The sequence below is a fragment of the Bacillus cereus group sp. BfR-BA-01350 genome, from assembly GCF_022663775.1.
GTDB lineage: Bacteria > Bacillota > Bacilli > Bacillales > Bacillaceae_G > Bacillus_A > Bacillus_A paranthracis.
This window is the reverse complement of sequence record NZ_JAKUGD010000006.1, coordinates 144,189-167,186: the sequence shown is the minus strand read 5'-3', so window position 1 is coordinate 167,186 and position 22,998 is coordinate 144,189. Positions and strand designations below refer to the sequence as shown.

Sequence of the window (22,998 nt, the reverse complement as noted above, 5' to 3'; positions counted from 1 at the left end):
CGTGGAAACGACTGTGAGAAAACAAAAGAAAAATTTAGAAACGAAAAAACCATCAATTTACTCTTTACAACTTCATGAAATGCAAGATTGGTTAAAGGAGCAAGGAGAACCAAAGTTCCGTGCTGGACAAATTTTTGATTGGTTATATAAAAAACGTGTAAAAAATTATGAGGATATGTCAAACCTTTCTAAAGGATTGCGTGAAAAATTGTCGAATTCCTTTGATATTACTACTTTAAATACGTTAGTAAAACAAACGTCTTCGGATGGAACAATTAAATTCTTATTCCAATTATATGATGGATATTCTATTGAAACGGTATTAATGCGACATGAATATGGAAATTCCATTTGTGTAACAACACAAGTAGGTTGTCGTATTGGGTGTACGTTCTGTGCTTCAACGCTTGGCGGTTTAAAGCGAAACTTAGAAGCTGGAGAAATTGTAGCACAAGTAGTAGAAGTGCAACGTGCACTTGATGAATCAGAAGAACGTGTAAGTTCTCTTGTCGTTATGGGAATTGGAGAACCATTTGATAACTATGATAATTTAATGGGATTCTTACGCATCATTAATCATGAAAAAGGACTTCATATTGGTGCGAGACATATGACAGTTTCGACAAGTGGAATCATCCCGAAAATTTATAAGTTCGCTGAAGAAGATTTACAAATTAATTTTGCGATTTCACTGCATGCTCCAAACTCAGAATTACGTTCAAAATTAATGCCGATTAACCGTGCTTATAAGCTACCAGATTTGATGGAAGCTATTAAATACTATGTAAATAGAACAGGGCGTCGTATTACTTTTGAATATGGACTATTTGGAGGCGAAAATGACCAAGTTGAGCACGCTGAAGAGCTTGCTGCGCTCTTGAAAGGTGTAAAATGTCATGTGAACTTAATTCCGGTAAACTACGTACCTGAACGTGATTATGTACGTACGCCACGTGAACAAATTTTCTTATTTGAAAAAACGTTAAAAGATCGTGGAGTAAATGTAACGATTCGCCGTGAACAAGGTCATGATATTGATGCAGCCTGCGGTCAGTTGCGTGCGAAGGAGCGCAAAGAAGAGACGAGGTGACGAGATGAAAGCCGTGTTTCTATCAGATAAAGGAAAAGTTCGTCAACATAATGAAGATAGTGCAGGAGTTTTTCACAATTTAGATGGAAATATTTTAGCGGTAGTAGCAGATGGAATGGGAGGTCATCGAGCTGGTGATGTAGCTAGCTCGATGACCATTCAATTATTCCATGATTATTGGAAGCAAACGCATAATATGAACGAGCCAAAAAAAGTAGAAGAGTGGTTACATACTAGCGTGGGGATTATTAATGAGCGTATATATGAATACTCTAAGCAACATGTAGAATGTAATGGTATGGGAACAACACTTATAATAGCGATTTGTACACCAAATTTTGTGACGATAGGTCATATAGGAGATAGTCGTTGTTATATGGTATCAGAGGGGGAAATCTCGCTTGTAACGGAAGATCACTCACTTGTTAATGAACTTGTGAGACATGGTGAAATTTCAAAAGAAGACGCAGAATATCACCCGAAAAAGAATGTTTTGTTAAGGGCATTAGGAACAGAAGAGAAAGTCGGATTAGATGTGAAAACATTGGTGCTAGAGGAAGATGATCAGTTACTTCTTTGCTCTGATGGACTATCTAACAAAGTTTCTATTGCTGATATGCAACAAGTTTTACAGTTAAATGAACAGCTAGAAACTAAGGGACAACGTCTCATTCAATTGGCGAATGATCGTGGCGGGGAAGATAATATCACCCTTGTTCTCATTGATTATGCGGGTTCGACAAACGAAAGTAGGTGAAGTGCAACGTGCTGATTGGAAAACGCTTAAATGACCGTTATAAGCTACTGAAAATGATTGGTGGCGGTGGAATGGCCAATGTTTATTTAGCTCATGATGATATACTAGGCCGAGATGTAGCGGTGAAAATATTAAGACTCGACTATTCAAATAACGAAGAGTTTATTAAACGTTTCCATCGAGAAGCGCAGTCTGTTACAACGTTGTCGCATCCAAATATTGTGAATATGTATGATGTCGGAGAAGAAGATGGTATATATTATCTTGTAATGGAGTATGTACCAGGACAAACATTGAAGCAATACATAATTGAGCAAGGAATGTTACCGATAGGAGAAGCTCTTGATATTATGGAGCAGTTAACATCCGCCATGGCACACGCCCATCATTTTGAAATTGTGCACCGCGATATTAAACCGCACAATATTTTAATTCGAGCTGATGGAGTAATAAAAGTAACAGATTTTGGAATTGCGACAGCTACAAGTGCAACAACAATTACACATACAAATTCAGTACTCGGTTCGGTGCATTATTTATCACCAGAACAAGCACGTGGCGGGATAGCAAATAAACAATCAGATATTTATTCCCTAGGGATTGTTATGTTTGAATTGTTAACAGGAAGACAACCATTTTCTGGCGAATCTGCTGTTGCTATAGCTTTAAAACATTTACAAAGTGAAATTCCGTCTCCAAAAAGATGGAATGAAAGTATTCCGCAAAGTGTAGAAAATATTATATTAAAGGCAACTGCGAAAGATCCGTTTCATCGATATCAATCTGCTAATGCGATGAAACGAGATATTGAAACTGCGCTATATCCAGAGAGGATAAATGAGCAGCCATTTTACATACCGGAAGATATGGAAGCGACAAAAGCGATTCCGGTTATTCAACAGGAACAATTATTCGAAAATGTAACTGATGAAACAATTGTTTTACAAGGAAGTAAAGTGGATGAACAGGCAAGAAAAGAAGATGAGGGTTTAAATAAGAAGAAAAAACGAAGTAATAAATGGCTCAAAGTTTTAATTATAACATTTTTACTTTTAGCGATCGGAATAACGTTAGCCCTTACTGTTATTCCAGGATTCTTTATTCCAAAAGATGTAAAAGTCCCTGATGTGGCTGGTATGAAATATACGACCGCAGTAAATACATTAGTTGAAAAGGGTTTTGAGGTTACGGAACCTAATATTGTATATACAGATGATGTTGAAACCGGTGATGTTATAAAAACAGACCCTGTGGCAGGAAGAGTCGTGAAAGAAAACTCTAAAATTACTATCTATCAATCAGGTGGGAAAAAGAAAAGTAAGATGATTGATTTCACAGGAAAAGATTTTGAGAGCATAAGGTCTGAATTAGAAGAAAAATATAAACAAGTTACAATAAATTATATTGAAAATGATAGACCAAAAGGTGAAATCGTTGAGCAAATTCCGACGTCGGATCAAATGGTAGTAGAGGCGGAACAAGACCTGAAAATTTGGGTAAGTAAAGGTCCTTATCAAATTAGACCAGGTGATTTTTCAGGATGGACTGAAAATAGTGTCAATGGTTATTTGAATGAGAGGAAACTAACTCCAGATATAAAACGAGAGTATTCTGATACTGTTGATAAAGGACTTGTAATTTCGCAATCTCCAAAACCGGGAACGCCGTTAAAAGAAGGAGATAAAGTGACGATTGTTATTTCAGATGGTCCTAAGCCGAAAGTAACGAAAACAGTGAAAGTGGATAATATTTCTATTCCGTATGAGTCTTCTATAATAGGTGAGAAAAAACCGCAAACGATAGAAATTTATAAAGAAGATATGCAACAAAAAATGGATAGACCAATTGAAACTAGAACAATTTCAGAGTCGGCAACTATTTCATTAGAATTTGTAATTCAAGAAGGTACAAAAGGACATTATAAAATTGTACGAGATGGTGTAACGATTATCGACAAAGAAGTACCATACCCAACTCAATAATAATGAATTCCATTTTATCTCCAAAGAGAATGGAATGTATTACTTCTGCCTGTTATGCTGTCTACATATAGTGGACTGTATAACAGGCAAAAATATATGATTCAAAAAGATATAAAAGTGATACTGTTATAAATAATATTTTAAATTTGATGGTAGATTAAATATATTAATGTGTATATATGACGGGTTTTGAAATCTTTATTTAAAGAATGATAATCCATTCAATATGAATTACAGCTTCACTTTATACAGAATAAAGGAGAATTATATGCCAGAAGGAAAAATTGTAAAAGCTCTAAGTGGATTTTATTATGTGCAGCATGAAGAAGGGATTACACAATGTCGCGGGCGTGGTGTGTTTAGAAAAAATAAAATTACACCACTGGTAGGAGACCAAGTTGTTTTTCAGGCTGATAATCCAAGTGAAGGATACGTGCTTGAAGTATTTGATCGAAAAAATGAACTTGTCAGGCCTCCTATTGCTAATGTTGATCAAGCAATTCTTGTTTTTTCAGCAGTAGAACCAGATTTTAATCCGGGGCTGTTAGATCGATTTTTAGTGCTGATTGAATATCATAACATTAAGCCGATTATTTGCATTAGTAAGATGGATTTAGTGGATGAAAAAATGAGAGAAACTGTTGAATCTTATGCAAATGATTATCGTGAGATGGGATATGATGTATTATTTACTTCTATAAATACATCGGAAAGTATTGATATTTTAAAACCGTTCTTAGAAGGTTGTGTTTCCGTTGTTGCGGGGCAATCTGGTGTTGGAAAATCTTCTATGCTTAACGTCTTACGTCCAGAATTAGAACTAAAAACGAATGATATTTCCTCACATTTAGGACGCGGGAAACATACGACAAGACACGTAGAATTAATTGCGATTGGAAGCGGACTAGTTGCAGATACACCTGGTTTTAGTTCACTCGATTTCATAGATATAGAGGTAGAAGATCTTACATATTGTTTTCCAGAGTTGAAAGAAGCGAGCCAATACTGTAAATTTAGAGGGTGTACACATCTTTCTGAACCGAAATGTGCTGTGAAGGCTGCGGTTGAAGAGGGGAAGATTACAGAATATCGTTATAAGAATTACAAACAATTTGTAGAAGAAATTAGAGAGAGAAAGCCGAGGTATTAGTTATGATTAAAATTGCACCATCAATCTTATCAGCAGATTTTTCAAAATTAGGGGAAGAGATTAAAGATGTAGAAAAAGGCGGAGCGGATTACATTCACGTCGATGTAATGGATGGACATTTCGTACCAAATATTACGATTGGACCATTAATTGTAGAAGCAATTCGTCCGATCACATCGTTACCGTTAGATGTACATTTAATGATTGAAAATCCTGATAACTATATCCCGACTTTCGCAAAAGCGGGAGCGGATATTATTACTGTTCATGTAGAGGCGTGCCCTCATTTACATCGTACAATTCAGTTAATTAAATCTCATGGCATTAAAGCAGGAGTTGTATTAAATCCGCATACGCCAGTTTCAGTGATTGAGCATGTATTAGAAGATATTGATATGGTATTACTTATGACAGTAAACCCTGGATTTGGTGGACAGAAATTTATCCATTCTGTATTACCGAAAATTAAACAAGTTGCAGAAATGGTTAAAGATCGCAATCTAGAAGTAGAAATTGAAGTTGATGGTGGTGTAAACGCTGAAACAGCAAGACTTTGTGTAGAAGCAGGAGCAAATGTACTTGTAGCTGGGTCAGCGGTATACAATCAAAAAGACCGCGGTGAAGCAATTCGTGTCATTCGTGGATAATGAATGAACGAGTCTTTATCCCAGTGAATCTTCTAGTGTAGTAAGTTTTCACTATTTATAAAGGGTAGAGAAAAAATATATAAAAAGGCAATCTACCGAATGGCAGATTGCCTTTTTACAATAGAAGGGGAAGGAAACATGATTATTCATATTTTAGCGGGAGGACCCGCGGAATATTGTGCAGATTTTTCTTCATATGAAAATGAGAAAGTAGTGTGGGCGGCAGTTGATAGAGGAGTATATCGTTTATTAAAAAGAGGTATTACTCCTGCTGTTGCGTTTGGAGATTATGACTCGGTTACTGAAGAAGAATTAGCATGGATGGGGCAACAAACAAATGATTTACATATTGTTCCTCGTGAAAAAGATCAAACAGATTTAGAAATTGCGATTAACTGGGCGTTAGAACAAAAGCCGGCACTCATTCGTATTTTTGGTGCTACTGGCGGAAGACTTGATCACGGTTTAGCGAATATACAAATGCTTTTAAAAGGATTAGAAGTAGGAATAGAGATGTGTATTGTAGACAATCAAAATGAAATAAGTGTAAAAAGAGTAGGTACACATATAATTGAAGAAAATAAAAATTTCCCTTATGTATCTTTTGTGCCTGTTACTGAAATAGTGGAAGGGATTACATTACTTGGTTTTAAATATCCTCTGACGAATAAAAAAATAGAGTGGGGATCCACACTTTGTATTAGTAATGAACTCGTTGAGGAAAAAGGTACTTTTTCATTTACTTCTGGCATATTAATGGTGATAAGAAGCACTGATTAAAGAAACAATTTTGCTCCTTACATCATATAGTGACCAAGTGGAGTAATGGGGATTAGGAGGGAAACCATGAGATTTTATACAATTAAGTTACCTAAATTTCTTGGTGGAATTGTTCGTGCCATGTTAAATACCTTCAAAAAAGATTAAAAAAAGCACCTATTACCGGTGCTTTTTCCATTGGTATAGTAAAAAAAGAGCCTAGCGGCTCTTTTTTTTATTATTAAACACGTTCGATTTTGCCAGATTTTAATGCTCTAGCAGAAACGTAAACACGTTGAACTTTTCCGTCGATGCGTACGCGAACTTTTTGAAGGTTAGCGCCCCACTTACGTTTTGTAGCGTTCATTGCGTGAGAACGAGAGTTACCAGAACGAGCTTTTCTTCCAGTAATAGCACAAACACGAGCCATTTATATTTCCCTCCCTTGATACCTTACCATACGTAATTTTTCAATGTTAGTCTTTTATGCGATGCTAAAAACACTACTATAATTTAACACAACTAAAAAGAGAATGCAACACTGTAGAAAAAAGAAATCAAGAAAAATTACTTGACACTATATGTCAATGAAGAAAAGTTGAAATCAAGAAAAATTGCTTGACATATTATAGTGATACATGTTGTATAATAACAATGGACTATTTTGCTCATCATAAAAAAGTGTAGTTTTCAACATAAAATATGAGAGTGAAAAAGAAAGAACGATGGAATTTTCTTTAAAAAGATTATATGATAGTAACTAAAGTAGTCTAACTCACTTTCACCATTTATGAAGGGGGAAAACGAGATGTCAATTGAAATTAAAACGAAGTACGGTCAAATTGATATTAGTACAGATGTAATTGCAACAATTGCTGGAGGTGCCGCGGTAGATTGCTACGGTATCGTAGGTATGGCATCAAAAAATCAGTTAAAAGATGGATTAACAGACATTTTACGAAAAGAAAATTTCACTAGAGGTGTTATTGTTCGTAAAGATGAAGATGAAGTACATATTGATATGTATATTATTGTGAGCTATGGTACGAAAATTTCAGAAGTAGCACATAACGTGCAGACGAAAGTGAAATATACATTAGATCAAACTGTAGGACTAGCAGTAGATTCTGTAAACATCTACGTACAAGGAGTTAAAGTAATAAACTTGTAATGTGCATTAAGGAGGAAAATCTGTGTCAATTCAAAAAATTGATGGAAAACGTTTATCACAAATGATCATTCAAGGAGCGAATAATTTAACGAATAATGTTCAGCTTGTTGATGCATTAAACGTATTTCCAGTTCCAGATGGCGATACCGGTACAAACATGAACTTATCTATGACTTCAGGCGCACGTGAAGTGAAAGCAAATCCTTCACAACATGCTGGTAAAGTCGGCGTAAGTTTAGCCAAAGGATTATTAATGGGAGCTCGTGGTAACTCTGGAGTTATTTTATCTCAGTTGTTCCGTGGTTTCTCGAAATCCATTGAACAAAAAGAAGAATTAACAACAGTTGATTTTGCTGCAGCTTTAGAAGCTGGAGTAGAGGCGGCTTACAAAGCGGTTATGAAACCGATTGAAGGAACGATTTTAACGGTTGCAAGAGAAACGGGTAAATATGCAGTAACAGTTGCGAAAAAACAGCGCGACTTTGTTTTGTTTATGGAAGACGTTGTGAAAGAAGCAAATGCATCGTTAAATCGTACGCCAGATTTATTACCTGTATTAAAACAAGTTGGCGTTGTAGATAGCGGTGGTAAAGGTCTTGTAGTAGTTTACGAAGGGTTTTTAGCTGACTTAAAAGGAGAAACGATTTCTTCTGATGCACCTGCCCAACCATCTATGAATGAAATGGTGCGCGCAGAACATCACCGTAGTGTACAAAGCCAATTGAGTACAGAAGATATTAAGTATGGATATTGTACGGAGTTCATGGTGAAATTAGAAGCTGATAAAGTGAAAGAACATAATTTCTCTGAACAAAAATTCCGTGAAGATATTAGTGTGTATGGTGATTCACTACTAGTTGTATCTGATGATGAAATTGTAAAAGTTCATATTCATGCAGAACATCCTGGAGACGCTATGAACTACGGACAACGTTACGGTAGTTTAATCAAGATTAAAGTAGAGAATATGCGTGAACAGCATACCGCTTTATTAGATGAGCCTGCTATGATGCCTGAGCCAACTAGCCAGCCTAAAGAGAAACAACCATATGGTATCGTAACTGTAGCTATGGGATCTGGTATTAAAACTTTATTTGAAAGCATTGGCGCGACGAAAGTTATCGAAGGTGGCCAAACGATGAATCCAAGTACTGAGGATATCGTGAAGGCGATTGAAGAAGCAAACGCTGAAAAAATCATTATTTTACCGAACAACGGGAATATCGTAATGGCAGCAGAACAAGCAGCGTCAGTTGTGGATCAAGAAGTGATTGTAGTTCGTTCAAAAACAGTTCCTCAAGGTATGGCTGCAATGTTAGCATTTAATCCAGTTGGAACGCTAGAGGAAAATGAAGAAAACATGAAAGAAGCTTTATCTCATGTGAAAACAGGTCAAATTACGTATGCTGTACGTGATACGGAAATTGATGGTGTGGCAATTCAAAAAGATGATTTCATGTGTATCGCAGATGGAAAAATCGTATCAACAAATGCTGAAAAAGTAGGAGCTGCGAAGCAATTACTAGAAGCACTAATTGATGAAGATTCTGAAATCGTAACGATTCTACAAGGTGAAGATGCAACTGATGAAGAAGTAGCTGAATTAGTTGAGTTTGTAGAAGAGAATTTTGAAGATGCAGAAGTAGAAGTACATGCTGGAAACCAACCGGTGTATTCTTTCATCTTCTCTGTAGAATAAGAAAAAATTCGTTTTGAAAATAAATGGATTACTTACTTGCTAATGGATAATAAGTAGTAATATGAAGTTTATTACTAGTTTTTATTCAAAAGGCTAGCATATTGAAGATAAAAAAGAGCCTTGCTGCTAATAGTGAGGCTCTTTTCTTTCGTGTTGTTTATGAGGGATTTGAGTAGTTTCTCTTAGAATGCCTATGATAGAATATATAGGGTGAAAGAGAGCGATTACAGATGTCAATCATGTTAATGGATAATGAATCAAAAAATAATGTGACGGAGCGTGAGAATCTTGAATGAAGTTGTACAAGTTCCTGTTACGGATGTAAAGGGAATCGGAGGAGAAACATCTGAATTACTACACGAGATGGGAATTTATACAGTTTCTCATCTATTAGAACATTTTCCGTACCGTTATGAAGACTATGCGATGAAAGATCTTGCAGAAGTAAAGCATGATGAACGTGTAACAGTTGAGGGAAAAGTTCATAGTGCTCCTTTACTGCAATATTACGGGAAGAAGAAGTCGCGTCTTACGGTTCGTGTCCTCGTAGGTCGTTATTTAATTACAGCTGTATGTTTTAATAGGCCGTACTATAAGCAGAAGTTAAATTTAGATGAAACGGTAACGATTACTGGAAAATGGGACCAGCATCGTCAAACGATTGCGGTATCAGAACTTCATTTTGGACCGGTTGTACGTCAACAAGAAGTGGAGCCTGTGTACTCAGTGAAAGGGAAACTTACAGTAAAACAGATGCGCCGTTTTATTGCACAAGCGTTAAAGGAGTATGGAGACTCTATAGTTGAAGTGTTACCAGATGGATTGCTAAGTCGGTATAAATTACTGCCACGTTATGAAGCGCTTCGGGCTTTGCATTTTCCATCGGGGCAGGAAGACTTGAAGCAAGCGCGTCGCCGGTTTGTATATGAAGAGTTTTTCTTATTTCAGTTGAAAATGCAAACGTTACGGAAAATGGAGAGGGAAAATTCGAAAGGGACGAAAAAAGAAATTCCTTCAGAAGAATTGCAAGAGTTTATCGATGCACTTCCGTTTCCATTAACTGGTGCGCAACGCCGAGTTGTAGATGAAATTATGAAAGATATGACATCTCCTTATCGAATGAATCGTCTGTTGCAAGGTGATGTAGGTTCTGGTAAAACGGTGGTCGCTGCAATTGGTCTTTATGCAGCGAAATTAGCGCATTATCAAGGTGCTTTAATGGTTCCAACAGAAATTTTAGCAGAACAACATTATCAATCGCTCGCAGAGACGTTCTCGCACTTTGGTATGAAGGTTGAATTGTTAACAAGTTCAGTTAAAGGTGTGAGACGCCGAGAGATTTTGGCAAAATTAGAACAAGGAGAAATAGATATCCTTGTTGGAACACATGCTTTAATTCAAGATGAAGTTATTTTTCATAGGTTAGGTCTCGTGATTACTGATGAACAACATCGATTTGGTGTAGCGCAGCGCCGAGTTTTACGTGAGAAAGGTGAAAGTCCAGATGTATTATTTATGACAGCAACACCAATTCCACGTACGTTAGCAATTACTGCATTTGGAGAGATGGATGTTTCTATAATCGATGAGATGCCAGCTGGTAGAAAGGTAATTGAAACATACTGGGCAAAACATGACATGTTAGATCGTGTTCTCGGTTTTGTAGAGAAAGAGATAAAAAAAGGAAGACAAGCATATGTTATTTGTCCTCTAATTGAAGAATCTGAGAAACTTGATGTACAAAATGCAATCGACTTACATAGTATGCTGACTCATCATTATCAGGGGAAATGTCAAGTCGGATTAATGCATGGAAGATTATCATCTCAAGAAAAAGAAGAGATAATGGGGCAATTTAGTGAAAATAAAGTGCAAATTCTTGTGTCGACAACAGTTGTTGAGGTGGGTGTAAACGTACCGAATGCGACTGTAATGGTTATTTATGATGCAGAGCGTTTCGGTTTATCACAGCTTCATCAGCTAAGAGGACGTGTTGGGCGTGGTAGTGAACAATCGTATTGTTTATTAATCGCGGATCCAAAATCGGAAACGGGAAAAGAACGAATGCGTATTATGACCGAAACGAATGATGGATTTGTATTGTCAGAAAAAGATTTAGAATTACGAGGTCCTGGAGATTTCTTTGGGAGTAAGCAAAGTGGTTTACCAGAATTCAAGGTTGCTGATATGGTACATGATTATCGGGCGCTAGAAACAGCTAGACAAGATGCTGCGTTACTAGTAGATTCAGAAGCGTTTTGGCATAATGATCAATATGCGTCGTTGCGTACGTATCTTGACGGGACAGGTGTGTTCCAGGGAGAGAAGCTCGATTAAAGGGAGGCAACAAAAGTTTTTGTTGCATTCTACTTTTAATGATTATATACTACTGTTAGTACCTAGTCATAAAAATGGATGGTGCGGTATGAAAAAAAGAAGAAGTAAAAAAGAAAGACAAGAATTATTACAACAAACGATAGAAACGAATCCTTTTATTACGGATGAAGATTTAGCAGAAAAATTTCAAGTGAGTATACAAACTGTACGTCTTGATCGTATGGAATTATCTATTCCTGAATTAAGAGAAAGAATTAAACATGTAGCTACAAAGCAACATGAAGAAGATGTGAAATCTTTACCGTTAGAAGAGGTTGTCGGAGAAATTATTGATATAGAATTAGATAGACATGCGATTTCTATTTTTGAAGTGAAGGTAGAACACGTATTTAAAAGAAATCAAATTGCCCGTGGGCATCATTTGTTTGCACAAGCAAACTCACTAGCTGTTGCGGTTATTGATGAAGAATTAGCTTTAACTGCAAAGTCTACCATTCGATACATTCGTCCTGTAAAATTAGGAGAGCGTGTTGTTGCAAAAGCGCGCGTGGAAGATGTAGAGAATGATAAAGGGCGGACGGTTGTCAAAGTGCGTAGCTTTGTTGGAGAAGAACTTGTTTTTACAGGCACTTTTGAAATGTATCGATCTAGTAATTATAGTGAGGAAGGTAACAACTTATGAAAATCGCAATAGATGCAATGGGCGGCGATCATGCTCCAAAGGCTGTCGTACTAGGAGCAATGAAAGCTATTAAGGAATATTCTGATTTACATATTACGTTAGTGGGGAAAGAAGAGGAAATTCGTCAATACTTAACGAGTGAAGAACGAATTACTATACTTCATACAGACGAAAAAATTGAATCGACAGATGAACCAGTAAGAGCGGTTCGTCGAAAAAAACAAGCTTCAATGGTACTTGCGGCGCAGCAAGTGAAAGACGGTGTAGCGGATGCTTGTATATCAGCTGGTAGTACAGGAGCTTTAATGGCGGCTGGATTGTTTGTTGTAGGTCGTATGGAAGGAATTGAGCGACCAGCTTTATCCCCTACAATGCCAACTGTTGATGGAGAAGGTTTTGTTATGTTAGATGTTGGAGCGAACGTTGATGCAAAACCGATTCATTTATATCAATATGCAGTAATGGGATCTGTATATGCTGAGAAAGTAAGAGGAATTAAAAATCCTCGCGTTGGACTTTTAAACGTTGGAACAGAAGATGGTAAAGGTAACGAGCTTTCAAAACAAGTCTTTGCAATGCTTAAAGATGCCCCAATTAATTTCGTTGGGAACGTTGAATCAAGAGATTTATTGCAAGGTGTAGCAGATGTTGTTGTATGTGATGGTTTTACAGGGAATGTAGCACTGAAATCATTAGAAGGAACAGCACTTGCATTATTCTCTATGTTAAAAGAACAGTTAATGAGTTCGTTTACGAGCAAATTAGCAGCAGCGGTATTAAAGCCAAAACTTATGGTATTAAAAGATAAAATGGATTATTCGGAGTATGGAGGAGCGGCATTATTTGGATTGAAGGCTCCTGTCATTAAGGCTCACGGTTCTTCCAATGACCAATCGATATTTAGTGCAATTCGTCAAACGAGAGAAATGGTAGCGAAAGAAGTTATTCCTACTATTTCAAGCGTAATGGAGAAAGAGCCACTCCAATAAGAGGAGGATTTGAAATGGGAAAACTAGCATTTCTTTTTCCGGGCCAAGGTTCACAGGCAGTTGGAATGGGTAAACAGTTAGCAGAGAATAATAAAGAGGTTGCAAATGTATTTGCAAAAGCAGATGAAGTGTTGCAAGACTCACTTTCAGAAGTGATTTTTGAAGGGCCGCAGGAAAAGCTTACGTTAACAACAAATGCGCAACCTGCTTTATTAACAACGAGTTTTGCTATTTTGACAGCTTTAAAAGAGTATGATATTACACCAGACTTTGTCGCAGGGCATAGTTTAGGTGAGTATAGCGCTCTTGTAGCAGCGGGTGCATTAACTTTTGAGGATGCAGTATATGCTGTAAGGAAACGTGGGGAATATATGGAAGAAGCTGTTCCTGGCGGAGAAGGTGCAATGGCGGCTATATTAGGTGCTGATCCACATATGCTGAAACAAGTTACAGAAGAAGTAACAAGTGAAGGATATGCAGTACAAATTGCTAATATGAATAGTACGAAGCAAATTGTGATTTCTGGAACAAAGCAAGGAGTCGAGATTGCTTCTCAAAGAGCGAAAGAAAATGGTGCAAAGAGAGCAATTCCGCTTAAAGTAAGTGGACCATTCCACTCTGCGCTTATGAAGCCAGCGGCGGAGAAATTCCAAAGTGTCTTAAATGAAATTACAATTCAAGATACGAATATTCCGGTAATCGCAAATGTAACAGCAGACGTTATTACAAGTGGTGCACATATTCAAGAAAAGCTAATCGAGCAGCTCTATTCGCCTGTCTTATGGTATCCATCCATTGAATATATGGTGAGTCAAGGGGTAGATACATTTATTGAGATTGGACCTGGGAAAGTACTTGCTGGACTTATGAAGTCAATTGATTCATCAGTGAAAGCATACGCGATATACGATGAAGAGACATTACAAGATACCATTTCGAATTTGAGAGGAGAAAGTTGATGTTAAAAGGGAAAGTAGCATTAGTAACGGGTGCTTCACGTGGAATTGGTCGTGCAATTGCGATTGATTTAGCAAAACAAGGGGCAAATGTTGTAGTAAATTATGCTGGTAACGAGCAAAAGGCAAATGAAGTAGTTGATGAAATAAAGAAATTAGGTTCGGATGCAATTGCAGTAAGAGCAGATGTTGCAAATGCTGAAGACGTTACAAATATGGTGAAACAAACTGTAGATGTATTTGGACAAGTTGATATTCTTGTAAATAATGCAGGTGTAACAAAAGATAATTTATTAATGCGTATGAAAGAAGAAGAATGGGATACAGTTATTAATACAAACCTAAAAGGTGTATTCTTATGTACAAAGGCAGTATCTCGATATATGATGCGTCAACGTCATGGACGTATTGTAAATATCGCTTCTGTTGTCGGAGTAACGGGAAACCCAGGACAAGCAAACTATGTTGCTGCTAAAGCAGGTGTAATCGGATTAACAAAAACATCAGCAAAAGAGTTAGCAAGCCGCAATATTACTGTAAATGCAATTGCTCCTGGATTTATTGCGACAGATATGACAGACGTATTAGATGAAAATATAAAAGCTGAAATGTTAAAATTAATTCCTGCAGCTCAGTTTGGTGAAGCGCAAGATATCGCAAATGCTGTAACGTTTTTTGCTTCTGATCAAAGCAAATATATTACAGGTCAAACGTTAAATGTTGATGGCGGTATGGTAATGTAATAAAAGAATCGATTTCAGCTAGTTTTTTTGGACAATATTTAATATAATATTTGAGGGGAGGTGAATGGAATGGCAGATGTTTTAGAGCGTGTAACAAAAATTATCGTTGATCGTTTAGGAGTAGAAGAAACAGAAGTAGTACCAGCTGCAAGCTTCAAGGAAGATTTAGGAGCAGACTCCCTAGATGTAGTAGAACTTGTAATGCAATTAGAAGACGAATTCGAAATGGAAATTTCTGATGAAGATGCTGAAAAGATTGCTACTGTTGGCGATGCTGTGACTTACATAGAGAGTCATCTATAATGCTTGAATGAAGTCCCGTTTTTTAGCGGGGCTTCTCGGCTTATATCTGGAGGGACCTATGCCGTACCGTAAATATAGAGAAAAAAAATACGAAACAAAATATCGTGAAGCGTTTAAAGTATTTCAAGAAAAAATAGGTATTACGTTTACAGATGAAAAATTATTGATTCAAGCATTTACGCATTCATCGTATGTGAATGAGCATCGAAAAAAACCGCATGAAGACAATGAGCGTCTCGAATTCCTTGGAGATGCAGTATTGGAACTTACTGTATCGCAGTATCTGTTTCAAAAATATCCGACAATGAGCGAAGGAGAGTTAACAAAACTACGTGCAGCTATTGTATGTGAACCATCTCTTGTTCGTTTTGCAAACGAGTTGTCATTTGGTAGCCTAGTTTTATTAGGAAAAGGTGAGGAAATGACAGGCGGACGTGAACGACCAGCTTTATTAGCGGATGTCTTTGAAGCGTTTATTGGTGCCCTTTATCTTGATCAAGGGTTAGAAACAGTATGGGGCTTCTTAAAAGAAATTGTATACCCTAAAATTAATGAAGGTGCTTTTTCTCATGTGATGGATTATAAGAGTCAATTACAAGAGTTGATTCAGCGTGATGGTAGTGGCAATATTGAGTATCAAATTTTACAAGAAAAAGGACCGGCTCACAATCGAGAATTTGTGTCACGTGTTACGTTAAATAACGTGGCCTTAGGTCTTGGTAGTGGCAAGTCGAAAAAAGAAGCAGAGCAACAAGCTGCTGCAGAAGCGTTGAAAAAGTTAAAAGAACAACTATAAGGAATCCCCCTTTGAATGAGGGGGATTCCTTGTGCATAGAATGAAACTTTCCTTTCGTTTATAAATGTAAGGAAATGAAATCCGTATAATCGTTTGTTTTTGTATAAACAACATTTATAGCAACGGAGAATAGGAGGAAGGCCTTTCGTGTTTTTAAAAAGATTAGAAATAGCAGGATTTAAGTCTTTTGCTGAGCGTGTATCTGTCGATTTTGTCCCAGGTGTAACGTCTGTAGTAGGACCTAATGGAAGCGGGAAAAGTAATATTACTGATGCCATTCGTTGGGTACTTGGTGAACAATCGGCAAAATCATTACGTGGTGCAAAGATGGAAGATATTATTTTTGCAGGTAGTGATACGAGAAGAGCGGTTAATGTTGCTGAAGTAACATTAACTTTAAATAATGAAGATCAACGTTTACCGATTGAATATAACGAGGTGTGTGTAACGCGTCGTGTATCTCGTTCTGGTGATAGTGATTTTTATATTAATAAACAATCATGCAGGTTGAAAGATATTATCGATTTATTTATGGACTCTGGTATGGGAAGAGAAGCTTTTTCGATTATTAGCCAGGGGAAAGTTGAAGAAATTTTAAGCAGTAAATCAGAAGAACGTCGTGGTGTATTTGAAGAAGCGGCGGGAGTGCTGAAATACAAACTTCGTAAAAAGAAAGCTGAAGGTAAATTAGCAGACACACAAGAAAACTTAAATCGTGTACAAGATATAATTCACGAATTAAGTAGTCAAGTAGAACCTTTAGAAAGACAAGCTTCTATTGCAAAGGATTATCTCGAGAAAAAAGAAGAATTAGAGAAAGTAGAAGCGGCGCTTATTGTACATGAAATTGAAGAATTACATGAGAAATGGGAAGCACTTCGAAATCAGTTTGGGCATAATAAAAACGAAGAAGCGAAAATGTCAACGCATTTACAAAAAGGTGAAGAAGAGCTAGAGGAATTACGAGGCCAATTACAAGCAGTAGATGAGTCTGTAGATTCCCTGCAAGAAGTACTTTTACTTTCTAGTAAAGAGCTAGAAAAGTTAGAAGGACAGCGTGAGCTATTAAAAGAGAGAAAGCAAAATGCAACGACGCATTGTGCACAACTCGAACAGTTAATTGTTGAATTAACAGAGAAAGCTACAAGTTATGATGGTGAAATTGAATCGAGTACAGAAGTATTGATGCAATTTGTAAATCATGTAAAAGAGTTGGAGACGAAATTGCATGATAATGAGCAATTACTTGCAACGTTTGCTGACAATTTAGAAGAGCAAATTGAGAATTTAAAAGGTGACTATATTGAACTTTTAAATCAACAAGCTAGTCATCGTAATGAGTTATCTATGATTGAAGAACAATCTAAACAACAAAACTCAAAAAATGAACGCCTTGATGAAGAAAATGCGAAATATGTAGAAATGCGTATGGAAATTACAGCGAAAAAGACAAAACTTGTGGAAAGTTATGAACAAGTAAAAGAAAAAGTAGCTGGAATCCTTTCGAATATACAAAAGACAGAAGCGGCACTTGGGAAATGCAAGGCGCAGTATAGTGAAAACGAAACAAAACTGTATCAAGCATATCAATTTGTACAACAGGCACGTTCTCGAAAAGAAATGCTAGAAGAGATGCAAGAGGACTACTCTGGTTTCTATCAAGGGGTACGTGAAGTATTAAAAGCTAGAGAAAATAGGTTGCAAGGTATTGAGGGTGCTGTTGCAGAACTGCTAACGGTACCAAAAGAATATGAAATTGCAATGGAAATTGCTCTAGGTGCAGCGATGCAGCATATAGTTGTACAAAAAGAAGAACATGCTCGTAATGCAATTGCGTTTTTAAAACAAAATAAACATGGACGAGCAACGTTTTTACCGCAAGCTGTTATTAAAGGTAGATCGTTATCATTTGAGCAATTACGTATTGTAAATCAGCACCCATCGTTTGTAGGTGTGGCAGCAGAACTCGTGCAATATAACAATAAATATGAAAATGTAGTTTCAAATTTATTAGGTACTGTTATTGTTGCAAAAGATTTACGCGGAGCGAATGAGTTGGCGAAACAATTGCAATACCGTTATCGCATTGTAACAATCGAAGGTGATGTAGTAAACCCTGGCGGTTCTATGACGGGTGGAGCGGTAAAACAGGCGAAATCATCTTTATTAGGACGTCAACGTGAACTAGAAGAGTGGACGAGTAAGTTAACTGATATGGAAGAAAAAACAACGAAGTTAGAAAACTTTGTTAAAGCAGTAAAACAAGAGATTCAAGAAAAAGAAGTGCAAATACGCGAACTAAGGCAAAGTGTAGAAGCAGAGCGTGTAGATGAACAGAAATTAAGAGAAGAAATTAGTCGCTTAGAATTAGAAGAACATCGTATTAATGATCGTTTATCTATTTACGATTTAGAGATTGAAGGGTTCTTGCAAGACCAAGTGAAAATGCAAGGCCGTAAAGAAGAGTTAGAAAAGATTTTAGCGACTCTTCAGGCAGAGATTACGGAATTAGATAGCAAAATCACAGCTTTAACAAAACAAAAAAGTGAGCAACATTCTTCGAAAGAAAAAGTTCAAAAAGAAATGACTGAGTTAAAAGTGTTAGCAGCTGAAAAGCAACAACGCTTATCTAATCAAAAAGAAAAAGTAGAACGATTGACGAAGGAAAAAGAAGAAACCGATGCAACGCTTGTCAAAACGAAAGAGGATTTAGCATTCTTAAAACAAGAAATGACATCGAATTCAAGTGGTGAAGAACAAATTACGAATATGATTGAGAAGAAAGCATATGATCGTAATCAAACTTCAGAGTTAATTCGCTCTCGTCGTGAACAACGTGTATCGTTACAAGAGAGAGTAGAACAGTTAGAGCGTAACCTGAAAGAAACAACAGGTAAACATAAATACATTCTTGAGATGTTGAAAGATCAAGAGGTAAAAATAAACCGACTTGATGTAGAGTTAGAAAATAGATTACAACATTTACGTGAAACATATACGATTTCATTTGAAGCGGCAAAACTGAAGTATACAATGGTGATGCCTGCTGAGGATGCACGTAAAAAGGTGAAACTAATTAAACTCTCCATCGAAGAGCTAGGTACAGTAAACTTAGGAGCAATTGATGAGTATGAGCGTGTGGCAGAGCGTCATACATTCTTACTAGAGCAAAAAGATGATCTAGAAGAAGCAAAAACGACATTGCACCAACTTATTACTGAAATGGATGAAGAAATGAAAAAACGCTTTTCTACTACGTTTGAAGGAATTCGAATGGAGTTTCAATCGGTGTTCTCTGAATTATTTGGAGGCGGTAGAGCGGATTTAGTTATGACGAATCCAGAGGACTTATTAAATACGGGTATTGATATCGTAGCGCAACCGCCAGGGAAGAAACTGCAAAACTTAGGTTTACTTTCAGGTGGAGAGCGTGCTTTAACGGCAATTGCGCTGCTATTTGGTATTTTAAAAGTGCGCCCAGTCCCATTCTGTGTATTAGATGAGGTAGAGGCTGCTCTTGATGAGGCAAACGTTGCCCGTTTTGCTCAGTATTTAAAGAAATTTAGTGATGAGACACAGTTTATTGTAATTACACATAGAAAAGGTACAATGGAAGAGTCTGACGTATTGTACGGTGTAACAATGCAAGAGTCAGGGGTATCTAAACTTGTTTCGGTTCGTTTAGATGATGGAGAAGAACTAGTTGCAAGCAAATAGAAAGGATGGGACAGTATGAGCTTTTTTAAAAAACTAAAAGAAAAAATTTCAAAACAAACAGATACGGTAACAGAGAAGTTTAAACAAGGGTTAGAAAAAACGAGAAATTCGTTTGCAGATAAAGTAAATGATTTAGTCTTTCGTTACCGTAAAGTAGATGAAGATTTCTTCGAAGAATTAGAAGAAATTTTAATCGGTGCAGATGTTGGCGTTTCGACAGTGATGGAATTAATCGACCAGCTGAAAGAAGAAGTGCAACGTCGTAATATTCAAGATCCAAAAGAAGTACAAGCTGTTATTTCGGAAAAATTAATAGAGATTTATAAAGGTGACAGTGATTTTACTAATGAAATTAATGAGCAAAAGGATGGCTTGACAGTTGTTTTATTTGTTGGTGTGAATGGTGTAGGTAAAACGACAACAATTGGTAAGATGGCTCATAAGTTTAAATCAGAAGGTAAGTCTGTCTTATTAGCAGCAGGAGATACATTTCGTGCTGGAGCGATTGAACAATTAGAAGTATGGGGCGATCGCGTTGGGGTAGAAGTGATTAAACAAGGATCAGGGTCTGATCCAGCAGCGGTTATGTATGACGCTGTACAAGCTGCAAAAGCACGTAAAGTAGATGTATTACTATGTGATACAGCAGGACGTTTACAAAATAAAGTAAACTTAATGAAAGAGTTAGAGAAGGTAAAGCGTGTAATTGAGCGTGAAGTACCAGGAGCTCCTCATGAAGTATTACTTGTTATTGATGCAACAACAGGACAAAACGGTTTAAGTCAAGCGAAAACATTCCGTGAAGCAACGAATGTGACTGGTATTGTTTTAACGAAGTTAGATGGAACTGCTAAAGGTGGTATTGTATTAGCAATTCGTAACGAAATGGATGTACCGGTGAAATTCGTTGGATTAGGAGAGCAAATGGATGATCTGCAACAGTTCGATCCAGAACAATATGTATATGGTTTATTTGCGAACTTAGTAGAAACAGAAGAAGTATAAGTGAAAGAAGCGGTATTTTCCGCTTCTTTTTCTATAAAAATATGAGATGTTAAGAAAAAAACTTGACACTCTTTTGTACTCCATGTAAACTAATTCATGTAAAGGGAAATCACTTAACAAAGGATGATCCAACATGCTCGAAAAAACAACGAGAATGAACTATTTATTTGATTTTTATCAATCGTTGTTAACGCAAAAACAAAGAAGTTATATGTCGCTTTATTATCTAGATGATTTATCTCTTGGTGAAATTGCGGAAGAATTTGATGTAAGTCGCCAAGCCGTGTATGATAACATTAAACGGACTGAAGCGATGCTTGAAGAATATGAAGAAAAATTAGTATTACTTCAAAAGTTTCAAGAGCGACAGCGACTTGTTGCAAAGCTAAAACAGCTAATCAGCGAAGAAGAGCATGTGAATGAAGAAATGAAACAAGTTGTTGAAGCTATCGAAAAATTAGATTAGGAGGGCGGCAATATGGCATTTGAAGGATTAGCCGACCGACTTCAACAGACGATGCAAAAAATCCGCGGCAAAGGAAAAGTTTCTGAAGCCGATGTGAAAGAAATGATGAGAGAAGTTCGTCTAGCTCTTTTAGAAGCGGACGTTAACTTTAAAGTAGTAAAAGATTTTGTAAAGCGTGTATCTGAACGTGCTGTCGGACAAGATGTAATGAAAAGTTTGACACCTGGACAACAAGTAATTAAGGTTGTACAGGAAGAACTTACAGAACTTATGGGCGGAGAGCAAAGCAAAATTGCTGTTGCTAATAAGCCACCGACTGTTATTATGATGGTTGGTCTGCAAGGTGCAGGTAAAACAACGACGACAGGTAAGCTTGCGAATTTGCTTCGTAAAAAGCATAATCGTAAACCAATGCTTGTTGCGGCGGATATTTACCGTCCTGCAGCGATTAAACAGCTTGAAACATTAGGGAAGCAATTGGACATGCCTGTATTCTCTTTAGGAGATCAAGTAAGTCCTGTTGAAATTGCGAAACAAGCGATTGCAAAAGCGAAAGAAGATCATCATGATTATGTTTTAATTGATACAGCAGGTCGCCTGCATATTGATGAAGAACTAATGGATGAATTAGCGAAAGTGAAAGAAGTTGCGAAACCGGATGAAATTTTCCTTGTTGTCGATGCGATGACAGGACAAGACGCGGTTAATGTTGCACAAAGTTTCCATGAACAGCTAGGTTTAACAGGGGTTGTATTAACGAAGCTGGATGGTGATACGCGCGGTGGTGCGGCATTGTCTATTAAAGCTGTTACAAATACGCCAATTAAATTTGCTGGTATGGGTGAAAAACTAGATGCACTTGAAGCGTTCCATCCAGAACGTATGGCATCCCGTATTTTAGGGATGGGAGACGTCTTAACATTAATTGAAAAAGCGCAAGCTACAGTTGATGAAGAGAAAGCAAAAGAACTTGAGCAAAAAATGCGTACGCTTTCGTTTACACTTGACGATTTCCTAGAACAACTTGGACAAGTGCGTCAACTTGGACCGCTTGATGAATTGTTAGGAATGCTTCCTGGTGCAAATAAAATTAAAGGGCTGAAAAATGCACAAGTTGATGAAAAACAAATTGGGCATATTGAGGCAATTATTCGTTCTATGACTAAATTAGAGCGAGAACAACCGGAAATAATCAATGCTAGTCGCAAAAAACGCATTGCCAAAGGTAGCGGTACAACGGTACAAGAAATCAATCGTTTAATCAAGCAATTTGATGATATGAAAAAAATGATGAAAACGATGACTGGAATGCAAAAAGGTAAGAAAAAAGGACTAGGTGGATTGAAGTTTCCATTCATGTAAGGAAAAAAGATGGCTCTGTTAAGAAAAAATACTTTACAAAGCAATAGTCTTTTTGCTAATATAATTATCTGTGTGAAATAAATTCGGAGGTGCTTTATAAATGGCAGTTAAAATTCGTTTAAAACGTATGGGAGCTAAAAAAACTCCTTTCTATCGTGTAGTTGTTGCAGATTCTCGTTCTCCTCGTGACGGACGTTTCATTGAGGAAATCGGTACTTACAATCCGGTTGCTCAACCAGCTGAAGTTAAGATCAACGAAGAAGCAGCATTAAAATGGTTAGGAAATGGTGCTAAACCATCTGATACAGTTCGTAACTTATTCTCTAACCAAGGTATCATGGAGAAATTCCACTTATCTAAACAAGGTAAGTAATTGAGGCAATGACT

Annotated in this window: 22 protein-coding genes; 21 read left to right on the top strand and 1 reads right to left on the bottom strand. The window is 37.0% G+C overall.

The genetic code is table 11. The features are described 5' to 3' along the window. Position 1 precedes the first annotated feature (1 nt). The 7 genes from rlmN to spoVM all read left to right on the top strand — a co-directional run bounded on the left by rlmN (position 2) and on the right by spoVM (position 6,553). Complete coding sequence (rlmN, locus tag MR147_RS15540) at positions 2-1,090, top strand: dual-specificity RNA methyltransferase RlmN (RefSeq protein WP_000450543.1); 1,089 nt, start codon at positions 2-4, stop codon at positions 1,088-1,090. 4 nt (positions 1,091-1,094) lie between these two features. Further along, positions 1,095-1,847, top strand: coding sequence for a Stp1/IreP family PP2C-type Ser/Thr phosphatase (locus tag MR147_RS15535; RefSeq protein ID WP_000648696.1), 753 nt, complete (start codon positions 1,095-1,097; stop codon positions 1,845-1,847). A gap of 8 nt (positions 1,848-1,855) precedes the next feature. Next, complete coding sequence (gene prkC / locus MR147_RS15530) at positions 1,856-3,829, top strand: serine/threonine protein kinase PrkC (RefSeq protein WP_074606255.1); 1,974 nt, start codon at positions 1,856-1,858, stop codon at positions 3,827-3,829. A 268-nt stretch (positions 3,830-4,097) separates the two neighbouring features. Continuing rightward, positions 4,098-4,979: a ribosome small subunit-dependent GTPase A gene (gene rsgA / locus MR147_RS15525; RefSeq protein WP_001113936.1), complete on the top strand. Its 882-nt coding sequence runs from the start codon at positions 4,098-4,100 to the stop codon at positions 4,977-4,979. Positions 4,980-4,981: 2 nt separating this feature from the next. Further along, positions 4,982-5,626: a ribulose-phosphate 3-epimerase gene (gene rpe, locus MR147_RS15520; RefSeq protein WP_074606254.1), complete on the top strand. Its 645-nt coding sequence runs from the start codon at positions 4,982-4,984 to the stop codon at positions 5,624-5,626. 99 nt (positions 5,627-5,725) lie between these two features. Next, on the top strand, positions 5,726-6,406 hold the full coding sequence (locus MR147_RS15515) for a thiamine diphosphokinase (protein WP_001998094.1): 681 nt from the start codon (positions 5,726-5,728) through the stop codon (positions 6,404-6,406). A gap of 66 nt (positions 6,407-6,472) precedes the next feature. Continuing rightward, on the top strand, positions 6,473-6,553 hold the full coding sequence (spoVM, locus tag MR147_RS15510; protein ID WP_001213599.1) for a stage V sporulation protein SpoVM: 81 nt from the start codon (positions 6,473-6,475) through the stop codon (positions 6,551-6,553). A 73-nt stretch (positions 6,554-6,626) separates the two neighbouring features. Here the strand turns inward: spoVM and rpmB are convergent, their stop codons facing one another. Next, entirely contained in the window at positions 6,627-6,815 is a 189-nt protein-coding gene (rpmB, locus tag MR147_RS15505) for a 50S ribosomal protein L28 (RefSeq protein ID WP_000124776.1), read from the bottom strand. 378 nt (positions 6,816-7,193) lie between these two features. On the opposite strand from rpmB, the gene MR147_RS15500 reads away from it, so the two are divergent. From MR147_RS15500 to rpsP, 14 genes are all read left to right on the top strand, one after another. After that, the gene (locus MR147_RS15500) at positions 7,194-7,556 is read left to right on the top strand and encodes an Asp23/Gls24 family envelope stress response protein (RefSeq protein WP_000021109.1); all 363 of its coding nucleotides are present in this window, start codon (positions 7,194-7,196) and stop codon (positions 7,554-7,556) included. Positions 7,557-7,578: 22 nt separating this feature from the next. Continuing rightward, a complete protein-coding gene (locus MR147_RS15495; protein WP_000027110.1) occupies positions 7,579-9,255 on the top strand; it encodes a DAK2 domain-containing protein in 1,677 nt (558 codons plus the stop codon). Between the two features lie 288 nt (positions 9,256-9,543). Further along, positions 9,544-11,592 carry an ATP-dependent DNA helicase RecG gene (gene recG / locus MR147_RS15490; RefSeq protein ID WP_001006880.1) on the top strand — a complete coding sequence of 683 codons (2,049 nt, stop codon included), beginning with the start codon at positions 9,544-9,546 and terminating at the stop codon, positions 11,590-11,592. An 88-nt stretch (positions 11,593-11,680) separates the two neighbouring features. Continuing rightward, a complete protein-coding gene (fapR, locus tag MR147_RS15485; protein WP_000747352.1) occupies positions 11,681-12,274 on the top strand; it encodes a transcription factor FapR in 594 nt (197 codons plus the stop codon). Further along, positions 12,271-13,263: a phosphate acyltransferase PlsX gene (gene plsX / locus MR147_RS15480; RefSeq protein WP_000684108.1), complete on the top strand. Its 993-nt coding sequence runs from the start codon at positions 12,271-12,273 to the stop codon at positions 13,261-13,263. Before fapR ends, plsX begins: the two co-directional genes overlap by 4 nt. Positions 13,264-13,277: 14 nt before the next feature. Beyond that, positions 13,278-14,222 carry an ACP S-malonyltransferase gene (gene fabD / locus MR147_RS15475; RefSeq protein ID WP_061183964.1) on the top strand — a complete coding sequence of 315 codons (945 nt, stop codon included), beginning with the start codon at positions 13,278-13,280 and terminating at the stop codon, positions 14,220-14,222. After that, a complete protein-coding gene (gene fabG / locus MR147_RS15470) occupies positions 14,222-14,962 on the top strand; it encodes a 3-oxoacyl-[acyl-carrier-protein] reductase (protein WP_000911784.1) in 741 nt (246 codons plus the stop codon). The genes fabD and fabG overlap by 1 nt, the downstream gene beginning before the upstream one ends. Before the next feature lie 69 nt (positions 14,963-15,031). Beyond that, positions 15,032-15,265: an acyl carrier protein gene (gene acpP, locus MR147_RS15465; RefSeq protein WP_000786062.1), complete on the top strand. Its 234-nt coding sequence runs from the start codon at positions 15,032-15,034 to the stop codon at positions 15,263-15,265. A gap of 58 nt (positions 15,266-15,323) precedes the next feature. Next, positions 15,324-16,061, top strand: a complete 738-nt coding sequence (rncS, locus tag MR147_RS15460) for a ribonuclease III (RefSeq protein WP_001146876.1) — start codon at positions 15,324-15,326, stop codon at positions 16,059-16,061. A gap of 147 nt (positions 16,062-16,208) precedes the next feature. After that, on the top strand, positions 16,209-19,778 hold the full coding sequence (smc, locus tag MR147_RS15455) for a chromosome segregation protein SMC (protein WP_000479000.1): 3,570 nt from the start codon (positions 16,209-16,211) through the stop codon (positions 19,776-19,778). A gap of 15 nt (positions 19,779-19,793) precedes the next feature. Continuing rightward, positions 19,794-20,783, top strand: coding sequence for a signal recognition particle-docking protein FtsY (ftsY, locus tag MR147_RS15450; RefSeq protein WP_000007646.1), 990 nt, complete (start codon positions 19,794-19,796; stop codon positions 20,781-20,783). 133 nt (positions 20,784-20,916) lie between these two features. Beyond that, on the top strand, positions 20,917-21,249 hold the full coding sequence (locus MR147_RS15445; RefSeq protein WP_000891062.1) for a putative DNA-binding protein: 333 nt from the start codon (positions 20,917-20,919) through the stop codon (positions 21,247-21,249). A gap of 12 nt (positions 21,250-21,261) precedes the next feature. Next, positions 21,262-22,611, top strand: coding sequence for a signal recognition particle protein (ffh, locus tag MR147_RS15440; RefSeq protein ID WP_000863461.1), 1,350 nt, complete (start codon positions 21,262-21,264; stop codon positions 22,609-22,611). Positions 22,612-22,711: 100 nt separating this feature from the next. Further along, a complete protein-coding gene (rpsP, locus tag MR147_RS15435; RefSeq protein ID WP_000268750.1) occupies positions 22,712-22,984 on the top strand; it encodes a 30S ribosomal protein S16 in 273 nt (90 codons plus the stop codon). Positions 22,985-22,998: the final 14 nt, after the last annotated feature.